Here is a 411-nt window from a genome sequence, read left to right on the forward strand (position 1 = left end):
TCTTGAAGCCCTTGGCCTTGGTCAGTGCATTGCTCACAGCGACGGTGCCTCCTCAAGCAGCGGGTGACCCCACTTTTCCACGAAGGCGGCCTCGACGGCGGCACCCACCTTGTAAAGGCGGTCGTCCTTCAGCGCCGGGGCGATGATCTGGAGCCCGACCGGGAGGTTGTCCTCGGGGGCCAGACCGCAGGGCAGCGACATGGCCGCGTTGCCCGCCAGGTTGGTCGGAATGGTGCACAGGTCCGCGAGGTACATCGCCATCGGGTCGTCGGCGCGCTCGCCGATCGCGAAGGCGGTGGTCGGGGTCGTCGGCGAGACGATCACGTCCACCTGCTCGAAGGCCCGCTCGAAGTCGCGCGTGATGAGGGTGCGCACCTTCTGGGCCGAGCCGTAGTAGGCGTCGTAGTAGCC

Annotated in this window: 1 protein-coding gene; it reads right to left on the reverse strand. The window is 67.4% G+C overall.

All coding sequences use genetic code 11. From position 1 onward, the window contains the following. Window positions 1-33 precede the first annotated feature (33 nt). Window positions 34-411, reverse strand: a 378-nt coding sequence (locus RM844_RS33165) for an amidase family protein (protein WP_311671130.1), incomplete at its 5' end; no start/stop codon positions are given.

This window comes from Streptomyces chisholmiae, from assembly GCF_031845445.1.
Classification (GTDB): Bacteria; Actinomycetota; Actinomycetes; order Streptomycetales; family Streptomycetaceae; genus Streptomyces; species Streptomyces chisholmiae.